Origin of the sequence: Microbacterium sp. CGR1, assembly GCF_051062835.1 — a bacterium.
Taxonomy (GTDB): domain Bacteria; phylum Actinomycetota; class Actinomycetes; order Actinomycetales; family Microbacteriaceae; genus Microbacterium.
In genome coordinates this window covers 467,710-486,043 of record NZ_JAOTPG010000002.1, presented here as the reverse complement: position 1 = coordinate 486,043, position 18,334 = coordinate 467,710, and the positions used below count along the sequence as shown (strand labels likewise).

At 68.6% G+C, this 18,334-nt stretch carries 17 protein-coding genes; 11 read left to right on the top strand and 6 right to left on the bottom strand.

The genetic code is table 11. The features are described from left to right. Positions 1-5 precede the first annotated feature (5 nt). Positions 6-2,621 (bottom strand): excinuclease ABC subunit A, encoded by a 2,616-nt coding sequence (locus OD997_RS17260; protein ID WP_434332787.1) that lies wholly within the window; start codon positions 2,619-2,621, stop codon positions 6-8. 233 nt (positions 2,622-2,854) lie between these two features. Between OD997_RS17260 and OD997_RS17255 the strand changes: the two genes are divergently transcribed. The 4 genes from OD997_RS17255 (at position 2,855) to OD997_RS17240 (ending at position 6,469) form a co-directional block, all read left to right on the top strand. Beyond that, complete coding sequence (locus OD997_RS17255; RefSeq protein ID WP_434332786.1) at positions 2,855-3,895, top strand: aldo/keto reductase; 1,041 nt, start codon at positions 2,855-2,857, stop codon at positions 3,893-3,895. A 101-nt stretch (positions 3,896-3,996) separates the two neighbouring features. Then, positions 3,997-4,653, top strand: a complete 657-nt coding sequence (locus OD997_RS17250; protein ID WP_434332785.1) for a GntR family transcriptional regulator — start codon at positions 3,997-3,999, stop codon at positions 4,651-4,653. A gap of 73 nt (positions 4,654-4,726) precedes the next feature. Then, complete coding sequence (locus OD997_RS17245) at positions 4,727-5,701, top strand: NAD-dependent epimerase/dehydratase family protein (protein ID WP_434332784.1); 975 nt, start codon at positions 4,727-4,729, stop codon at positions 5,699-5,701. A gap of 81 nt (positions 5,702-5,782) precedes the next feature. Beyond that, positions 5,783-6,469: a GntR family transcriptional regulator gene (locus OD997_RS17240; RefSeq protein WP_311244817.1), complete on the top strand. Its 687-nt coding sequence runs from the start codon at positions 5,783-5,785 to the stop codon at positions 6,467-6,469. Between the two features lie 45 nt (positions 6,470-6,514). Here the strand turns inward: OD997_RS17240 and OD997_RS17235 are convergent, their stop codons facing one another. Genes OD997_RS17235 through OD997_RS17225 form a run of 3 tightly spaced genes read right to left on the bottom strand, consistent with a single transcriptional unit; the run spans position 6,515 to position 8,891 of the window. Then, entirely contained in the window at positions 6,515-6,910 is a 396-nt protein-coding gene (locus OD997_RS17235; protein WP_434332783.1) for a VOC family protein, read from the bottom strand. 39 nt (positions 6,911-6,949) lie between these two features. Beyond that, complete coding sequence (locus OD997_RS17230; RefSeq protein ID WP_434332782.1) at positions 6,950-7,885, bottom strand: NAD(P)-dependent oxidoreductase; 936 nt, start codon at positions 7,883-7,885, stop codon at positions 6,950-6,952. A gap of 22 nt (positions 7,886-7,907) precedes the next feature. Then, entirely contained in the window at positions 7,908-8,891 is a 984-nt protein-coding gene (locus OD997_RS17225; protein WP_434332781.1) for a LacI family DNA-binding transcriptional regulator, read from the bottom strand. Between the two features lie 100 nt (positions 8,892-8,991). Here OD997_RS17225 and OD997_RS17220 point away from each other — a divergent pair, with 100 nt between their 5' ends. The 3 genes from OD997_RS17220 to OD997_RS17210 are packed head-to-tail and all read left to right on the top strand — an operon-like array spanning position 8,992 to position 11,950. Beyond that, positions 8,992-10,122 carry a Gfo/Idh/MocA family protein gene (locus OD997_RS17220; RefSeq protein ID WP_434332780.1) on the top strand — a complete coding sequence of 377 codons (1,131 nt, stop codon included), beginning with the start codon at positions 8,992-8,994 and terminating at the stop codon, positions 10,120-10,122. Continuing rightward, positions 10,119-10,892 (top strand): cupin domain-containing protein, encoded by a 774-nt coding sequence (locus tag OD997_RS17215; protein ID WP_434332779.1) that lies wholly within the window; start codon positions 10,119-10,121, stop codon positions 10,890-10,892. Before OD997_RS17220 ends, OD997_RS17215 begins: the two co-directional genes overlap by 4 nt. Continuing rightward, positions 10,889-11,950 (top strand): Gfo/Idh/MocA family protein, encoded by a 1,062-nt coding sequence (locus OD997_RS17210; RefSeq protein ID WP_434332778.1) that lies wholly within the window; start codon positions 10,889-10,891, stop codon positions 11,948-11,950. The genes OD997_RS17215 and OD997_RS17210 overlap by 4 nt, the downstream gene beginning before the upstream one ends. Before the next feature lie 129 nt (positions 11,951-12,079). Here OD997_RS17210 and xylB read toward each other — a convergent pair whose 3' ends face one another. Together xylB and xylA are read right to left on the bottom strand one after the other, a co-directional pair. After that, positions 12,080-13,366, bottom strand: a complete 1,287-nt coding sequence (gene xylB, locus OD997_RS17205; RefSeq protein ID WP_434332777.1) for a xylulokinase — start codon at positions 13,364-13,366, stop codon at positions 12,080-12,082. A gap of 5 nt (positions 13,367-13,371) precedes the next feature. Continuing rightward, positions 13,372-14,559 carry a xylose isomerase gene (gene xylA, locus OD997_RS17200; RefSeq protein ID WP_434332776.1) on the bottom strand — a complete coding sequence of 396 codons (1,188 nt, stop codon included), beginning with the start codon at positions 14,557-14,559 and terminating at the stop codon, positions 13,372-13,374. A gap of 86 nt (positions 14,560-14,645) precedes the next feature. Here xylA and OD997_RS17195 point away from each other — a divergent pair, with 86 nt between their 5' ends. The 4 genes from OD997_RS17195 (at position 14,646) to OD997_RS17180 (ending at position 18,329) form a co-directional block, all read left to right on the top strand. Then, a complete protein-coding gene (locus OD997_RS17195) occupies positions 14,646-15,815 on the top strand; it encodes an ROK family transcriptional regulator (RefSeq protein ID WP_434332775.1) in 1,170 nt (389 codons plus the stop codon). A gap of 70 nt (positions 15,816-15,885) precedes the next feature. Continuing rightward, positions 15,886-16,749, top strand: a complete 864-nt coding sequence (locus tag OD997_RS17190; RefSeq protein ID WP_434332774.1) for an AraC family transcriptional regulator — start codon at positions 15,886-15,888, stop codon at positions 16,747-16,749. 108 nt (positions 16,750-16,857) lie between these two features. Then, positions 16,858-17,490: a GyrI-like domain-containing protein gene (locus OD997_RS17185; protein ID WP_434332773.1), complete on the top strand. Its 633-nt coding sequence runs from the start codon at positions 16,858-16,860 to the stop codon at positions 17,488-17,490. A 38-nt stretch (positions 17,491-17,528) separates the two neighbouring features. After that, a complete protein-coding gene (locus tag OD997_RS17180) occupies positions 17,529-18,329 on the top strand; it encodes a DUF1206 domain-containing protein (protein WP_434332772.1) in 801 nt (266 codons plus the stop codon). Positions 18,330-18,334: the final 5 nt, after the last annotated feature.

Sequence of the window (18,334 nt, the reverse complement as noted above, 5' to 3'; positions counted from 1 at the left end):
TGTTTTCAGGCGCTGGGTCTGCGGTCCTGAGCGGCGAGGGCATCCGCGAGGTACGAAGCCGTCGTGCTTCCCCTCTCCGAAGAGATGGAGCGCGGAGTTCCCTGCGCCACGACCGTGCCTCCGAGGTCGCCGGCCCCTGGACCCATGTCGATCACCCAGTCGGCCTGAGCGACCACGCGCATGTCGTGCTCGACCATCACGACCGTGTTGCCGGCGTCGACCAGATGCTGAAGATGCACGAGCAGCCGATCGGTGTCCGACGGATGCAGTCCCGAAGTGGGCTCGTCGAGCAGGTAGAGGGTGTCGCCGTGCTGGGCGCGTCGGAGCTCGGACGCCAGCTTCACGCGCTGCGCCTCGCCGCCGGAGAGCTCTGTCGCCGACTGGCCCAGCGGCAGGTATCCCAGTCCCACGTCGAGCAGAGCATCGAGGTGCCGCGTGACGTCGGCATCGTCGGCGAAGAGAACACGCGCGTCGTTCACGCTCAGCGCGAGGACGTCGGCGATGGTGTGCCCGTGGAGCTCGATCTCGAGGGTTTCGGGGTTGTAGCGAGTGCCATCGCACGTGCTGCAGGGGGCGTGGACGGTGGGGAGGAAGAGCAGTTCCACTTCGACCGTGCCCTCGCCCTTGCAGGTGGGGCATCGCCCGCTGGCCAGGTTGAACGAGAACCGACTCGCGGCGTATCGCCGCCGACGTGCTTCCGGAGTCGCGGCGAACAGAGCGCGGACACGGTCGAAGAGGCCCGTGTAGGTCGCCACGTTCGATCGTGATGTGCGACCGATCGGCTTCTGGCTGACCTGCACGACGCGCCGCACACGGGCGGCGGGACCCGAAGCCCGCCCGGTGGTCTCGCTCGTCGGCGAAGAGAACAGCGGATCCGCTGTCGTGCTCTGCTCGCCTCCCGGCGCGTCGATGGTCGAGCTGTCCACCTCGCTCGACAGGCTTCTCTGCAGCAGATCGGGCAGGGCCTGGGTGACGAGAGAGGATTTGCCCGAGCCAGAGACACCGGTGACGGCGGTGAGAGAGCCGAGGGGGATCGACACCGAGACGCTGCGGAGGTTGTTCCGGGAGACATCGGTGAGCACCAGCTGGCCGTCGGGCTCGCGCGTGGCAGGCCTCGGTGTCGCGGGCTGTGCGGCGCGCAGCTCATCGGCGAACAGGTAGCGCCGCGTCTGGGAGTGCTCCGCCTCTCGAAGCCCGTCGATCGGACCCGAATAGACGATCTCGCCCCCGGTGGCACCAGCGCCAGGGCCGATGTCGACGATCCAGTCCGCGTGCCGGATCACATCGAGGGAGTGCTCGACGAAGAAGACCGTGTTGCCCGAGTCTCTGAGCGAGCGGAGGATGCGCACGAGCGCTTCACCGTCGGCTGGGTGGAGCCCGGCAGACGGCTCGTCGAGCACGAACATCACCCCGAAGAGCTGCGAGAGCACCTGGGTCGCAAGCCGCATGCGTTGCAGTTCCCCGGACGAGAGGGTGGGCGTCGATCGGTCGAGTGAGAGGTATCCGAGACCGAGCTCGATGATCGGGGAGACCCGATCGCGCAGCTCGTCGACCAGCCGGTGCGCGGCGAGCTGCTTCTCGGGCGCGAGTGCTCCGCCATCGGATGCATCTGTGCCCGACTCACCGCCGGGCGGGGCGAGTGCCGTCTCGAGAAGAGCCGCGAGATCGGCGAGCGGCAGCGCGGCCATCTCGGTGATGTCGAGACCGGCGAACGTCACGGCGAGGGCTTCGGGCTTCAGCCGACGCCCGTCGCACAGGGGGCAGCGGACGCTGACCATGAAGCTCGCTGCCCGCTCGCGCATCTTGGCGCTCTTCGAGTGGGCGAAGGTGTTGAGCACGTACTGCCTCACGCCGACGAACGTGCTCATGTACGACGGCTCGATGCCGGCCGCGACGGCCTTGCGCACCTGTGCAGGACCGCGGTCGGTGAACACCGGGACCTGCGGGGACTCCTCGGTGTACAGCACCCACTGGCGCTGCTCCTCCGGCACATCGCGCCACGGGATGTCGATGTCGTAGCCGAGCGAGATCAGACTGTCGATGAGCTGCTTGCCGTGCCACGCCCGCGGCCAGGCGTCGAGAGCGCGGTCGCGGATCGTCAGCGACTCGTCGGGGACCATGAGATGCAGGGGCACGTCGTAGACCTGCCCGATCCCATGGCATCGCGGGCAGGCGCCCTGAACGGTGTTCGCCGAGAAGTCCTCGGCGAGGAGCGGCTCTGCCCCCGGCGGGTAGGTGCCGACGCGCGAGAACAGCATCCGGACGACGTTGCCGATCGACGTGGCGCTGCCTACCGTCGATCGAGCACTGCCGGCGGTGCGCTGCTGGGGGAGGGCGACTGCCGGGGGCAGCCCTGCGATGGCGTCGACGTCGGGGATGTCGACCTGGCTCATCAGGCGTCTCGCATAGGGCGCCACGGATTCGAAGTAGCGGCGCTGGGCTTCGGCGTAGAGAGTGCCGAAAGCGAGGGAGCTCTTTCCCGAGCCTGAGACACCCGTGAACGCGACCAGGGCGTCTCGGGGTATCGCGACGTTCACGTCACGAAGGTTGTGCACGCGTGCTCCGGTCACGACGATGGCGTTCGACGTGCCGGAGAGCTTCGACGGTGGGGTCCCGCCCATGATGGACCTCTTCTCATATCCCGCGCACAGCGGGGACGGATGCGACATTCGCCGGCTCCGCGTCACGTTACCTCGCCCGTCCGACTTCGTCGGAGTCCTTGACAGGGCTCAGTCGAAGCAGGCGAGTTTCGACCGCTGGCGTGCCGATCGCAGATCACGGCGAGTCCGGGCCGACGGCGCGGCAAGCGCTATCCTGAAGGCCTTCCCCCGCCTCGCATCTAGGAGCATCCCTCATGCCCATCGCTGCCGATGACCCCCGTCTGACGACCCCCTTCGAGGCCGCCTCCACCCGGTACACCGATGTGCCTTTCCAGCGGGCCGGCGCCAGCGGTGTGCAGCTCCCCAAGGTGTCGCTGGGTCTCTGGCAGAACTTCGGCCGCGACCGCACCTTCGACAGCCAGCGTGCGATCGTGCTGCACGCCTTCGACCGCGGAGTCGTGCACATCGACCTCGCCAACAACTACGGCCCGCCCTACGGCTCGGCCGAATCGACGTTCGGCGCCGTTCTCGAGAGCGGCCTCGCCCGCTACCGCGATGAGCTCTTCGTGACGACCAAGGCAGGCTACGACATGTGGCCCGGCCCCTTCGGCGACGGCGGATCTCGCAAGTACCTGACGCGCTCGCTCGAGCAGAGCCTCACGCGCATGAACACCGACTACGTCGACGTGTTCTACTCGCACCGTCCCGACCCCGAGACCCCGCTCGAGGAGACGGTCACAGCGCTCGCCGACATCGTGCGCAGCGGCAAGGCGCTGTACGTCGGCATCTCGAACTACCCGGCTGACCTCGCCCGTCGGGCCTACGAGCTGCTGGCCGATCAGAACGTGAAGCTGCTGCTGCACCAGCCCCGCTATTCGCTGTTCGACCGCACGCCCGAGGCCGAGCTGTTCCCGGCGCTGCGCGAGCTGAAGGTCGGCAGCGCGGTGTTCTCTCCTCTGGCCCAGGGCCTGCTCACCGGCAAGTACATCGACGGCGACGTACCTGCCGACTCGCGTGCGGCGAACAGCCACTTCCTCAACGGTTCGGCACTGACCGACAGCTACCTCGAGCGCATCCGCGGCATCGACCACGTCGCCAAGGACGCGGGCCTGTCGATCCCGCAGCTCGCGATCGCCTGGGTGCTGCGCGATCCGGTGGTGACCACCGCGATCATCGGCGCATCGCGCACCGGACAGATCGACGACGCGGTCGCGGCGAGCCAGGTCGTGCTCTCGGTCGACGTCATCGCAGCTCTCGAGGAGTTCGCGGCGACGCCGGGCGCCACCGTCGTCTGAGGCGTATCGGCGAGCTCGGCGTAATATTCCGGGCTGTCGCGAGTCTGTTCAGTAGGGGCTCCTACGAACGGGGGCGTCCACGACGGACCCGGGGAGCAACAATGACCATCGCCTATGCCGAGCCACAGGCGCGACAGTGGATCCATCACGGGTCCGTTCCGCTGCCTGAACTTGCCTTCCAGCACATCCTCGTGGCGATACTCCAGGGAGAGTACGTGTCTGGCGACACGCTCAACACCACGCGGTTCGCCAGGGAGCTCGACATGTCGCTGAATCCGATCCGCGAAGCGATCATCCGGCTTCGCGACATCGGGTTGGTGGAGGTCACTCCCGCCCGGTACACCAAGGTCGCCGACTTCACGACCCCCGAGTCGCGCGCGGCGATCGGCTACGCCGGCGTGCTCGCCGGCGCAGCGCTCCGACGGGCGGTGTCCATGGCTGCGGGCGAGGTCCGCGAGGATCTCGCGGCGCATCTCGCACTGATCGGTCGCGCAGACGCGGCAGCCGACCGCAATGCGGCAGCGATCGCGTTCCTCACCGCCGTGGCCGACCTCGTGGAGCATCCTCGACAGGCGAGGCACCTCGTGGAGAGCACGATTCTGGCTCAGTGCGCGTTGCAGTTCGCTGAGAACGCGCCTCGTGACGCTACGACGCAGGGACACTCGACTGTGGCCGGAGCCGCGGCACGGGCGATACGCGACGGAGAACCGGAGACCATCGAGACGACAGTTCGCGCGCTCTTCGAGCAGCTCGCCTGATCCGTTCCCTCCCTGTGGCCTCACTGCGCCGTGATCGGAGCCCTGCGCCTGAGCCGTCGATAGAGTCGAAGGCATGACTGCGACGAAGGTGTTGTTCATCGGTGGGACAGGGATCATCTCCTCTGCGGCGAGCGCGCTCGCCGCGTCTCGGGGCATGGAGGTGACGCTGCTGAACCGTGGGCAGTCGCGTCGTGAGCCCGCCGAGGGCGTCGAGGTGCTGACCGCCGATGTCTCGGATGCCGCGGCGGTCGACGCCGCCCTCGCCGGTCGTGAGTTCGACGTGGTCGCAGACATGATCGCCTTCACTCCCGAGCAGGTGCAGCGCGACATCGACCGCTTCGAAGGCCGCACGGGGCAGTACGTCTTCATCAGCTCGGCATCCGCCTATCAGAAGCCCGTGGCGCGCCTGCCCATCACCGAGTCCACGCCGCTGCGCAATCCGTATTGGCAGTACTCACGCGACAAGATCGCCTGCGAGGATCTGCTCGAAGCCGCCTATCGCGACCGTGGGTTCCCGGTCACGGTGCTGCGCCCATCGCACACCTACGACAAGTGGACGATCCCCGCGTTCGGCGGATGGACGGCGATCGATCGCATCCGCCGCGGTGAGGAGATCATCGTGCACGGTGACGGCACGTCGCTCTGGACCCTCACCCACTCGAGCGACTTCGCGGTGGGTTTCGCCGGGCTGCTCGGCAACCCGCTCGCCTATGGCGATACCTTCCAGATCACCAGCGATTTCGTCTACACCTGGAACGACATCTACGCGATCCTCGGACGCGCGGCCGGTGCGGAGCCGAGGATCCACTACGCCACGAGCGCGGCGATCGAGGATGCCGCGCCCGACCGCGCCGGTCAGCTCACCGGTGACATGGCGCACTCGGTCATCTTCGACAACACGAAGATCCGCCGCGTCGTGCCCGACTTCGTCCCGGTCGTGCCCCTGCACACCGCGGCACGAGAGATCATCGAGTGGCATGACTCGCACCCCGAGCTTCAGCGTGTCGACCCGGCCATGAACGCGCTGTTCGACACGCTGCTCGCCTGAGACCTCAGCCCCGGGGTCTGAGACGGACTCCCGACCGGTAGCCTGTGCTGCAGCGTGCCCGACCCCGAGCAGGAAAGTCTGATGCCGGTTCCCAATGATTCGAAGCCGACCGTCCAGCGACGGCTTCTGCGTGATGAAGCCCACGACGCGATCCGCGACGCCATCCTCGACGGCACTCTGAAGCCGGGGGAGCGCCTCGACGACAAAGAGCTGCAGCAGTGGCTGGGCATCTCGCGCACACCCATCCGCGACGCGCTGCAGGGCCTGGCCATGGAGGGACTCGTCGAATCGGCTGCGCAGAGCTACACGCGTGTCGTGAAGCCGGACCCTGAGCACGTGGAGTCGTTCATCCAGACTCTGGGCGTGGTGATGGGCGGGGTGACCCGAACGACGGTGGGTTCCTTCGACGGCACCGACCGGGCCGCGTTCGCCGCGATCGTCCGCAGGGTCGAGGCGGCTCTCGCGGCGCGAGACAAGCACGAGCACCTGCGTCTGGGTGTCGCGATGTACGAGCTGCTGCTCGAACGCTGCGCCAATGCGGCGCTGGTCTCGCTCGCGCGTGCCGCGATGACGCCGATGAGCTACCAGATCCGCATCACGGCAGACGATCGCGAGCCGAACTGGGCGATGCTCGAGACCGGGTGGGGTCGTCTGGGTCGCGCCGTCGAGGACGGTGATCCGATCGCTGCGGAACTGGCCCTCGAGGAGATGCATCTCCTCCCGCTGCCGTCGAACTCCTGGGAGCCGCCGCACTGGGGTGCGCGCTGACCACGTCGAGCGCACGCTCGATCTGACCGGCCGCGGCCGCTTCTCTCAGGCGGCGGACATCACGGCGAGGACGTTGCCCGCAGGGTCGGTGAACCACGCGATGTCAGGACCTCGTCCTGGGCCGCCACGCAGAATGCCCTTGTCGTCGGTCGCGAACTCGGAGTCGTCGTAGATCTTGGTCACGACGCCGCGCCCGTTGAGGTCATCGACAGCGCCGTCGATGTCGTCGACGGGGAAGTTGAGGATCGTGAAGCTCGCCGGCGTGTGGTTCGGCTTCGCGTAGACGAGGATGGATCCGCCGTCGGGCAGGCTGATGTCGAGGAAGCCCATGGCATTGGTGGTGACGTCCAACCCGAGGGTGTCGCCGTAGAAGGAGCGGGCGGCGTCGATGTCGTCGACGCTGAAGCCGCTGAACGCGTGCGTGGTCTGAAAAGCGGTCATGCGTTCAGCATGCGCCGCTCGCCGCGCGGTGTCCAGACCCTACGGGCGCACCTGGTTGACGAGGTCGTCGCCTGCGATGAGGCGAGTCACGTTCTGGTCGACCAGTTGTGCGGCGCCGACCGGACGATTGCCGGCGATGTGCGGCGTGATGAGCAGGTTCGGTGCATCCCACAGCGGATCGGATGCCGGAAGCGGTTCGGACTTCGTGACATCGACCGCGGCGGCGCGCAGCCGGCCCGATCCGAGCGCCGCGATCAGCGCCGTCTCATCGACGGTCGCCCCACGGCCGACGTTCACGAAGGCCGCTCCGGGCTTGAGGGCGCCGAAGACCTCGGCGTCGAACAGGTCGGTGGTCTCGGCGGTGGCGGGGAGGATCGAGACGAGCACGTCGGTCTCGGCGAGGATCGCCGTGGCGTCGGCATCCGCGTGCACCGCGTAGCCCGACCGGGTGCCGGCGGTGCGGGCGATGCCCTGCACATCGGCGCCCAGCGCCGTGAGGACGGGAGCGAGCGCCCCGGCGATCGAGCCGAAGCCCCAGATCGTGACCCGCGCGCCGGCGAGCGTGTACGACTGATGCGTGTCGGGCGCGCTCTGCTCGTCGTTGAAGGCTTCGTCCCAGCGGTGCTCCCGCTGCGCATCGTGGAGGCGATCGATGCGACGCACCGCGCTGAGGATCAGCGTCAGTGCGTGCTCGGCGACAGGACCGTCGTGCAGCGAGCGCCCGGAGCAGATGCTCACCTCGTCGCCGAAACCGGCGTTCAGCACCGCATCGGCGCCGGAGGCGAGAGCCTGCACGAGCCGGAGTCGGGGGAGCACGCCGGCAGCATCCTGCAGCCACGCCGACGAGTTGTGCCAGACGACCAGCACCTCGGCGTCGCGGTGCTCATCCGGGATGGGCTCCTCGATGTCGTAGACGACCGTCTCGACGTCGGCGCTCACCGGCAGGTCGATGGTGTTCGGGATCAGGATCTTCATGGTGCCTCCACGTCCACGGTAGTCACTGAGGGGAGTCGGTCGACTCGCGCCACACGATGCTCAGCAGACCGTCGGGCTTCTCGGGCGGCTCTCCGCCCCGCACGGCAGCGACGAGGCGGTGCATCGAGTAGGCGCCGAGGCGCTCGCGGTCCTGGGCGACGCTCGTGAGGGAGGGGACGAGGAACGCGCTCTGGTGATGGTCGTCCCACCCGGTCACGGCGACGTCCTGCGGCAGGTTCCATCCCCGTCGGGTGGCAGCCCTGATGGCGCCGGTGGCGATCAGGTCGTTCGCCGCGATGACGGCGAGAGGGGGAGCATCGTCGGGCAGCGCGTCGATCGCCTTCTCTCCGGCCCTCCCGCTCCAGTCGCCGTCGGTCACCCCGAGGGACTCGAGCCCGAGCCTCTCGATCGTCGCGAGGTAGGCCTCGCGGCGCGCTCGCGCAGAGGGGAAGTCGTCGGCTCCGGCGAGATGGATGAATCGTCGGTGCCCCTGGGCGGCCAGCCGCTCGATCATCTCGGCGATCGGACGGGAGTCGGTGAACTCGCCGGTCATGTGCATGGCGTCGTCGAACTCGCCGACCGAGAGCACGATCGGCCCACCGCCGGTCGTGTCGGTGAAGGGCAGAGGCGTGAACGCGAGAACGCCCTCGTACTGTCCGGAGTCGACCACCTCGGTCAGCCGCTCATCGCGTTCCGCCGGGTCGTCTGGCAGGCTGACGACCTCGACGACATAGCCCTCATCGCGGGCGGCGGCGATCGCCCCCGACAGCAGGGTCAGCGGATTCATCGTCGCGATCGGCACGACGACGGCGAGGCGGCCGGAGCGTTGGGTGCGCATCGATCGTGCGGCGAGGTTCGGTCGGTAGTTGAGCGCGGATGCCGCGCGCAGCACCTTCTCGCGGGTGGCCTCGGAGATGCCTGCGCGTCCGGTGAAGACGAACGACACGGTGGACTGGGATACCCCGGCGAGATGGGCGACGTCATGGCTCGTCGGGCGTTTCTCCATGGCATCCGTCCTTTCGGGGCTTGACGTGACCTGTGTCTCTCTCGATAGTATCTACTACGTCTTAGTAATACGTAGTAACACCTCATCGAGGAGGCAGTGCATGCTCAGGATCGGAATCATCGGCACCGGCGGGATCGCCGACGCGCACATCGACGGATACCTCACGTTCCCTGACCAGTGCGAGATCGCGGCGCTCGCCGACGTGATCCCTGGTAAGGCTGCGCAGAAGGCGGAGGCCTTCGGGCTCGCGGCCGTCACGACGTTCGACGACCCGCTCGAGATGATCGCCTCAGGACTGGTCGACATCGTGAGCATCGCGACCCCACCGTCGACGCACGCGTCCCTGGCGATCGAGGCTCTCGACGCCGGCATCCACGTGCTGGTCGAGAAGCCCATGGCCCCCTCCCTCGAAGAGTGCGATGCGATGCTCGCCGCGCAGGAGCGCTCAGGCAAGGTCCTGTCGGTCGTCGCCCAGAACCGCTTCCGCGATGACCTCGCGACCCTCAAAGACGTCGTCGACTCGGGGCTGCTCGGATCGATCTCGCACGTCCGCGTCGACTCGGCGTGGTGGCGGGGTCTGCCGTACTACGACCTCTGGTGGCGTGGCACGTGGGAGAAGGAGGGCGGCGGATGCACCCTGAACCACGCCATCCACCACATCGACCTGCTGCTGTGGCTGCTGGGCAGTCCGACCGAGATCACCGCCATGCTCGCCAATGCGCAGCATGACAATGCCGAGGTCGAGGATCTCTCGGTCGCGATCTTCCGCTACGACCGGGGCTTGGCCCAGTTGACCAGCTCGGTCGTGCACCACGGGCAGGAGCAGGCGATCGTCATCCAGGGTGCGAATGCCCGGGTGTCGCAGCCGTTCTCGGCCGTCGCCGAGCGTGCCCGCGCGGACGGATTCCCGGAAGAGGGAGGAGACGCCGACGTGGTGGCGCGCATCGAGGCGCTCGTCGCCGACCGCGCTCCTCTCGCTCATCTCGGGCACGCGGGGCAGATCGGCGATCTGCTCAGCGCGATCCGTGACGGGAGGCCGCCCATCGCCGGCGGCCTCGACGGACGCAACGCGGTCGAGGTGGTGACGGCGATCTACAAGGCGGGCTTCGAGCGTGAGTTCGTGCCTCTGCCGATCGCGGCATCCGACCCGTATTACCGAGCCGGCCAGCTCGTCGCGAACGCGCCGCATTTCTTCGAGAAGAAGGCCTCGCTGATCGAGGCGGCATCGTGACCGCATCCTCGTTCCCCGGTGGCACCTCGCTGTCGCATCTCGACGTCTATGCGGATGCGGCGCCGGACGGCATCTGCGGCGGGAGCCCGCACATGCACCTCGTCTCGACCGAGGCGTACGTGGTGATCTCAGGAGAGGGCGCGCTGCAGACGATCGACGCCGACGGTTTCCGAGAGACCGCCCTGTCGGCGGGATCGGTCGTATGGTTCACGCCGGGAACCATCCATCGCGCCGTGAACCGCGGCGACCTCCGGGTCGTCGTGCTGATGAGCAACGCAGGATTGCCGGAGGCGGGGGATGCCGTGATGACCTTCCCCGCAGAGGTCGTGGCGGACCCGGATGCCTATGCCGCGGCGGCCTCCCTCGGCGGCGACGACGGGCGCGCCGAGCGGGCCTCGACCCGTCGGGATCTCGCCGTCACCGGGTTCGAGACGCTGCGCGATGCGGTCGTCGCCGGCGATCGCGGTGTGCTCGACGCCTTCCACGCCGCCGCGGGAGCGCTCGTGCGCGACCGTGCCTCGACATGGGGCGATCTCGTGCGCGAGCGGCCATTGGCCCAGGCCGAGCAGTCGCTCGCGCTCGCCGAAGCGGTCGCCTCCGGTTCTGTGACGCACCTCGCCGAGGCCCGTGTCCACCAGGCCGTACCCTCGGGGGGAGAGCGCGGATTCGGCATGTGCGGACGCCTGCGCACCTATGACGTGACAGACGGCGACGTGACCGATGGCGATGTGACCGATGGCGACCTGACTGACGAGGAGAACGACCGATGACCCGCACCTACACCTTCGATCCGCTGCCCGAGCCTGTCGTCGGCCCCGGAGAGTTCGTCGTCGCGGCCGTGGGGCTGGCGCACGGACACATCCACGGAATGGTCGAGCTGCTCGTCGAGGCCGGTGCGACCCTCTCGCTCGTCCACGACGACGATCCCGCCAAGGTCGCGGACTTCCTCGAGAGGTTCCCGCAGGCGCGTGCGGCGGCGAGCGAGCAGGAGGTGCTCGACGACCCTGAGGTGCAGCTCGTCGCGAGCGCGTCGATCGCGAATCAGCGGGCGCCTCTCGGAGTGCGCGTGCTCGATGCGGGCAAGGACTTCTTCGCCGACAAGCCCGCGATCACGACGATCGAGGACCTCGATGCCGCCCGTGACGCCGTGGCGCGCACGGGTCGCAAGTTCGCGGTCTACTACGGCGAGCGCGTGCACTCGGAGGCGGCGATCCTCGCGGGGCAGCTGATCGACCAGGGGGCGATCGGCACCGTGCTGCAGGTGGCGTCGTTCGGACCGCACCGCATCGGCGCAGGGCGCCCTGACTGGTTCTACGATCCGGAGCAGTACGGGGGCATCATCTGCGACATCGGCAGCCACAACTTCGAGCAGATGCTCTATTACACGGGGGCGACCGACGGCGAGATCGTCAGCTCGACGGTCGCCAACTACGCGCACCCCGAGACCCCCGGACTGCAGGACTTCGGAGACGCGCACGTCGTGCTCGACAACGGCACCACCGGCTACGTGCGCGTCGACTGGTTCACCCCCGCGGGTCTCGACGTCTTCGGCGACGGCCGCACGGTGCTGCTCGGCACGGACGGATACATCGAGCTGCGCAAGTACACCGACATCACGACCGACAACGGCGGTGGGCAGGTTCTGCTCGTCAATCAGGACGGTCAGTTCCGCTTCGATGCGACGGGCAAGACGGGGTTCCCGTTCTTCGGTCAGCTCATCCGCGACTGCCTCGACCGCACCGAGTTCGCCATGACGCAGGCGCACGCGTTCGCGGCGGCGGAGCTGAGCATCATCGCGCAGCGGGATGCTCGGGTGCTCGCCGGCTGACGGCATCCGTCGCTCGCGCGGGGCTGCTGCGGAGGAGAACTGCGCCTCGGGAGGACGGATTCGGCGTATTCGTCAGCCCGAAGCGCAGATCTCCTCCCGAGGCGCAGCCTGGGACGGGCGCTCGCTGCCTCAGCCGGCCAGTGCCGCGGCCTGCCGCGCCGCGCCGAGTGCCACGTATTCGCCGGGTTTCGGCACCTCGACCGCCAGGCCGAGGATGTCCGGCGCGATGCCACGGACGGCCTCGGACTGCGCACCGCCACCGATCAGTAACGCGCGCTCCAAGGGGATGCCGAGGTCGCGCAGCGCGTCGAGGCCTGCGCCGAGCCCTCGCAGCATCCCCTCGACCGCGGCACGGGCGAGGTTCTCCCTGGTCGTCGACGCGAGTGTCATTCCCGAGAGGGATGCCGTGGCATCCGGCAGGTTCGGTGTGCGCTCGCCCTCGAAGTAGGGGAGCAGCGTCAGGCCGCCGGCTCCCGGTGCCGCCTGCAGGGCGAGGTCGCTGAACTCACTGTGGGTGACTCCGAGCAGAGCGGCGGTGACGTCCACGACCCGAGCCGCGTTGAGCGTCGCGACGAGCGGCAGGAAGTTGCCCGACGCGTCGGCGAACCCGGCCACCGTTCCGCTCGCATCGCTCAGTGGAGTGGTGCTGATCGCGCACACCGTGCCGGACGTGCCGATCGACACCACGACGTCGCCGGGCACGGCGCCGAGCCCGAGGGCGGCGGCGGCGTTGTCTCCGGCTCCGGCGCCGACGCGCCGACCACCGGCATCCGTCGTCCACTCATCGTGCGCGAGCACCCGGGGCAGGATCGCATCGTGCCCCAGTGCGGCGACCAGCAGCTCACGGTCGTACTCTCCCGTCGCGGGATTCCAGTATCCGGTTCCGGACGCGTCGGAGCGGTCCGTGATGAGCTCCTCGAGCACGGGGTTGTTGGGACCGAAGCCCCGCAGTCGCCACGTCAGCCAGTCGTGGGGCAGTGCCACCGCCGCCACTCGAGCCGCGTTCTCGGGCTCGTGATCGCGCAACCACCGCAGCTTCGTGATCGTGAACGAGGCGACGGGCACGAGGCCGGTGCGGGAGGCCAGCTCCTCGGCGCCGATCTCGTCGATCAGATCTCGGGCCGCCCCCGCCGAGCGCGTGTCGTTCCACAGCAGCGCATCCCGGATGACGTGTCCCGATGCATCGAGTGCCACCATGCCGTGCTGCTGACCGCCGATCGACCAGGCGGCGATGTCATCGAGAGACCCTGCCTCCGCGATCGCCGCATCCAGTGCGCTCCACCAGGCCCCGGGGTCGACCGACGTCCCCTCGGGGTGCGACGCTCGACCGGAGCGGACGACCGCGCCGGTCGACGCGTCCACGACCACGACCTTGCAGGACTGGGTCGACGAATCGACCCCGAGAACCAGTGGCATGACGATCAGCGGGCGCCGAGCAGGTGCTCGGTCGCGAGCTGCTGCAGTCGGACGAAGCCGAAGCCCTTGCCGCCGAAGTAGGAGTCCGCGTCGAAGTCCTCGTAGGCGGAGCGGTCGGCGAGGAAGTCGTCGTACGTCTCACCGGCGTTCAGCGTCGGCGTCGAGAGCTCGTCGACACGGGCGGCGGCGAGTGCCTCCTGCACCTCGGGGTCGGCGCGGAACGCGGCCGCCCGCTCCTTCAGCAGCAGGTAGGTGCGCATGTTCGCGGCCGCCGAGTCCCAGACGCCCTTCTCGTCTTCGGTGCGGCTGGGCTTGTAGTCGAAGTGACGGGGGCCGTCATAGGCGGGCACCCCGCCGGGGCCGCCGTTCTCGAGCAGGTCGACGAGCGAGAAGGCGTTGTGCAGGTCTCCGTGACCGAAGACGAGGTCCTGGTCGTACTTGATGCCGCGCTGGCCGTTGAGGTCGATGTGGAAGAGCTTGCCGTGGAACAGCGCCTGCGCGATGCCGGCGGTGAAGTTGAGTCCGGCCATCTGCTCGTGGCCCACCTCGGGGTTCACGCCGACGAGCTCAGGGCGCTCGAGCGAGTCGATGAAGGCGATCGCGTGGCCGAGGGTCGGCAGCAGGATGTCGCCGCGGGGCTCGTTCGGCTTCGGCTCGATCGCGAAGCGGATGTCGTAGCCCCTGTCGGTCACGTAGTCGCCGAGCAGGTTCACGGCCTCGCGGTAGCGCTCCAGCGCCTGGCGGATGTCCTTCGCCGAGTCGTACTCGGCGCCCTCGCGGCCGCCCCACATCACGAAGGTCTTGGCGCCGAGCTCGGCACCGAGGTCGAGCTGGCGGAAGACCTTGCGCAGGGCGTAGCGGCGCACGTCGCGGTCGTTCGAGGTGAAGCCGCCGTCCTTGAAGATCGGTGCGCTGAACAGGTTGGTCGTCACCATCGGCACGACGAGACCGGTGTCAGCGAGAGCACCCTTGAGCCGATCGATCTGGGTCTGGCGCTCGGCATCGGTCGAGCCGAAAGCGAACAGGTCGTCGTCGTGGAACGTCAGACCGTAGGCGCCGAGCTCGGCGAGCTTCTCGACGGCGTGCACGACGTCGAGTGCAGGTCGGGTCGGGCCGCCGAACGGGTCGGCGCCGTTGTAGCCGACGGTCCACAGGCCGAAGGAGAACTTGTCGTCACGAGTGGGGGTGGGCATGGCTGCTCCTGTGCAGGTCATCGAATAAGTTGTGATTCACAACATATATCAGGACGGGAGCCGCGTCCACCCCCTACAGTGAAGGGATGCCGTCACAGCCGAGTCCCGCATCGGGAACCCGCGCGCACAATCTCGCCCGCATCCTGCGCCTCGTGCACGAGGAGGGCGCGCAGTCGCGGGCGGCGCTCACCGAGGCGACAGGGCTCAACCGATCGACGATCGCCGATCTCGTGGCCGAGCTGGTCAGGCGGGGGCTCGTCGAGGAACGGGTGCCCGACGTACCGGGCAGAGTGGGGCGCCCTTCGCCCGTCGTGACGGCTTCTGCAGGCGTCGTCGCGATCGCCGTGAACCCCGAGGTGGATGCGATCGAGATCGCCGCCGTGGGACTCGACCGGAGCATCCTGGTTCGCGAACGACTGCCGAACGAGGTCCTGCCCACACCCGAGGTCGTCGCCGACACGATCCGGGCGCGGGTCGATGCCTGGCGAGAAGGCCCTCTCGCAGGCGCGCGGATCGAGGCCGTGGGGGTCGCCGTACCCGGGCTCGTCAGGACGTCAGACGGAGTCGTGCGCAACGCCCCCCATCTCGAGTGGACCGATGTGCCGCTCGCCGATCTCGTGCGGTCGGCGACGGGGTCGCCGACCTTCGTCGACAACGACGCCACCCTCGGGGCGATCGCCGAGCACCGCTACGGAGCGGGCAGGGGGATCGACGACATCGTCTATCTGAACGGCGGCGCCTCCGGCATCGGCGGTGGCCTGATCATCAACGGACGAGCGGTCGCCGGCGCAGGCGGATACGCGGGGGAGTTCGGACAGAACCGTCCACGCATCTCGGCGGACGGCGACCGTCGCACCGGTGACGGCGTTCTCGAGGCCGAGGTGAGCAGGCGGTTGCTGCTCGATGCGGTGGGCCTGGATGCTGCCGACGACGAGACGCTCGACGCCGAGCTCACCTCGTCGGAGTCGCCCACGGTGGCCGACGAGATCACACGACAGGCGCATGTGCTCGCGAGTGCCCTGGCCAACGCCGTCAACGTGCTCAATCCGACCCTCGTCGTGCTGGGAGGATTCCTCGCGACGGTCGCGGATCGGCGTTCCGAGCAGATCGCCGCAGACGTCGGCGCGCTCGCCATGTCCGAGAGCGTCGAGGGTCTCGAGATCCGCCCGGCCGCCCTCGGTGCCGACCGATTGCTGATCGGAGCAGCGGAGCTCGCCTTCGCCGGGCTGCTGGCCGATCCGGGGGAGCGCACCTGATCGCATCCGATCCGGATGATCGGGTGGCGCGGCCCCGATCGGCGCACGATGGTGGGGAAAGGAGGACCTCATGATCGGAACGCTCAACGCCCTGGTCGAGCTCGTGGAGAGCGACTCGCGCGCGGACCTCGACGTCGCCGGGTTCGCTCGGACGCACGGCACGACCGAGTATCACCTTCGCCGGATGTTCTCGGCGCTCGCGGGCATGCCACTGTCGGACTACATCCGTCGACGCCGCATGACGCTCGCGGGTGCCGAGCTCGCGGCGGGTGCCCCGAACGTGCTCGAGGTCGCGGTGCGACACGGCTACGGCTCATCCGAGGCGTTCGGCCGTGCGTTCCGCGCGGTGCACGGCATCGGCCCCGTCGACGCGCGCCGGGACGGGGGTCCTCTCCGTACACAACCCACGCTCCGGTTCCGCCTGAGCGTCGAAGGGAGCACCCCGATGGACGTCACCATCACCACCATGCCCGAGCTCGTGCTCGTCGGCCATGCCGCGCGAGTCCCGCTCATCCACGCCGGAGTCAATCCGCACATCCAGGCGCATATCGCGGCGATCGCACCCGAGGAGCACATCCGGCTGAAGCAACTGAGCGACGCGGAGCCCTCGGGGATCCTCGCGATCACGGGCGACGTCGCGCCGGACGCCCCCGAAGGCACCGAGCTGACCTACCTGCACGGCGTCTCCGTGGATCCGGAGGCACCGGTACCCGACGATCTCGACACCATCCGAGTGGAGGCCGGTTCGTGGGCGGTCTTCGCCGCCTCGGGCCCGTTCCCCGAGACCCTTCAGAACCTCTGGGCCGCGACCGCGAGCGACTGGTTCCCGTCGAACCCCTGGAGGCTGCGTCCGGGGCCGTCGATCGTCCGGTATCTCGAGTTCACCGGCACACATGCGTCGTGCGAACTCTGGTTGGCGGTCGAGCAGGGGTGATCGCGATCGGGTGGGCGGGCCTCATCGTCTCGCCCACCCGGTGTCGGCCGGCCGTGCGACACTGTCGCCACGGGCGGAGGTCCGTGCCTGGCAGCGAGAGGAACGGCGATGGCGATCGACCCGAAGAAGACGCTCGACGCGTACAGGGCGACACGGGGCGAGTTCCGCATCCTCGAGGTCCCGGCGATGCAGTACCTGATGATCGACGGCGCGGGCGACCCGAACACGGCGGCGGCGTATTCGGAGGCGGTCGCAGCACTCTTCCCTCTGGCGTACACGCTCAAGTTCGAGAGCAGGAAGACTCTCGGCGTCGACACCGTCGTGATGCCGCTCGAAGGACTCTGGCACGCGCCCGACATGGAGTCGTTCACCTCGCGGCGAGACAAGTCGGCGTGGTTGTGGACGCTGATGATCCTGGTCCCCGACCACGTCACGCCCGAGATGTTCGCCGACGCCGTCGCTGTGGTCGAGCAGAAGGCGGCCAAGAAGAAGCAGGTGAACCCGTCTCTGAGTTCTGTGCGCCTCGAGACCCTCGACGAGGGACTCTGCGTGCAGACCCTGCACATCGGCTCCTACGATGACGAAGCCCCGGTGCTCGACGACCTGCACCATCGCTTCATCCCCGACAACAGCCTGCGCATGACCGGCCTGCATCACGAGATCTACCTCAGCGACGTCCGGCGGGTCGAGCCGGCGAAGCTCCGCACGATCCTCCGTCAACCGGTCGAGCGCGTGAGCTGACCAGCCGCCGACTCCCCACTCGGCGATATCCTGCACGGATGACCTCCTCTCCGAAGGATGCCGCGCGCACCGCCCAGCATTCCGACGCCTTCCGCCGTGTGGCGCGGACGGGGTTCGTGATGGTCGGGGTGGTGCACATCATCATCGGAGCCATCGCCATCTCGATCGCGTCAGGTGGCGGCGGGGATGCCGATCAGGACGGCGCCATGGAGCAGATCCGCTCCACCCCCATCGGAGGACTGCTGCTCGCAGCGGTCGCCGCCGCGTTGATCGCGCTGGCGATCTGGCAGGTCGCGAGCGGGATGCTCGCCTCGGGCAAGGAACCACGCAAGTGGGGGCAGCGGGTGAAGCTGATCGGAATCGCGCTGGCGTACCTGGTGATCGCGGGGCTCGCGCTGATCTTCGCGTTCGGAGGCACGGTCGAATCCGAGAAGACCTCGCAGACCCTCAGCGCCGTGGTGCTCTCCGCCCCCGGTGGGGTGGTGCTGCTCATCGTCCTGGGGCTCAGCGTGGCAGGTGTCGGAGTCGGGTTCATCGTCATCGGGTTCACGCGGGGGTTCGAGAAGACGATGGACGTGCCGAACGGGCCCGTGCGGCCGGGCATCGTCGCCCTCGGGATCGCGGGCTACATCGCCAAGGGCATCGCGATCGCGGTCACTGGTGTGCTGTTCGTGGTGGCGGCCTGGACGCAGGATCCGGAGAAGGCTGCGGGCCTCGATGCCGCGCTGCGCAGTCTCACCGACCTGCCGTTCGGGCGCTTCGTACTGTGGATCGTCGGCGCGGGACTCGCCATCTACGGGATCTTCTCGATGGTCCGCGCGCGCTACGCCCGCATGTGATCTCG